At 70.9% G+C, this 700-nt stretch carries 1 protein-coding gene; it reads right to left on the reverse strand.

Annotation, left to right across the window (positions count from 1 at the left end):
• Positions 1-700 (reverse strand): aminotransferase class I/II-fold pyridoxal phosphate-dependent enzyme (locus tag H926_RS28885; RefSeq protein WP_237741103.1); only part of this gene is annotated, 700 nt, incomplete at both ends.

Genomic DNA, 700 nt, shown 5'->3' on the forward strand with positions numbered 1-700 from the left:
CCGCGCACAAGGCGGAACAGCGGGCAGGCCCCACCAACGGTATAGCCCTTTGAACAGAGCGCGGCATCCAGGCTGGCCGCGCGTTCCTGCAAGGCGTCGCGCGTATCCGCGATCCACGTGCCATCGCGATAGGCTGCCTCCCCCACGGCCAGCGCCGCAGCGCACAGCGGCCAGGCCCCCAGCCGCGCCCGCAACGCCGCCAACAGCGCGCGCGGCCCCAGCACAAAGCCCAGGCGCAGGCCCGCCAGGCCAAAGAACTTGCCGAACGAGCGGAAGATCACCAGCCGCCGCGCGTCGGCAATATCGCCGGCCAGGCTGGCTTGCGGGTGCGCGTCGGCAAAGGCTTCATCCAGCAAGAGCCAGCCATGATCCCCGCGCCGGTGCAGCAATTCGCGCAGCATCGGCGGCGTCAACAGGCGGCCATCGGGGTTGTTGGGATTGGCCAGGACCAGGCTGGCGCCATCGGCGCTTTCCGGGTCGGCCACCGCCACGCTGGCGCGCAACATCTCGACATGGGTGCGATAGCCCGGCACGGCATGGCAGCCCGTGCCACCGATCAGATCGCCAATCAGCCGCAGCCCGATCTCGGTGCCAGGCACCGCGCAGACTTGAGCGGCCGCGCAGCCAAAGTGCGCTGCCGCGGCCTGCTCCAGGCCGCGCAGCGCGCTTTCATCGGGCAGGGCCTGCCAATCCACCGCCG

Origin of the sequence: Novosphingobium sp. B-7 (assembly GCF_000410615.1) — a bacterium.
GTDB classification, from domain to species: Bacteria; Pseudomonadota; Alphaproteobacteria; order Sphingomonadales; family Sphingomonadaceae; genus Novosphingobium; species Novosphingobium capsulatum.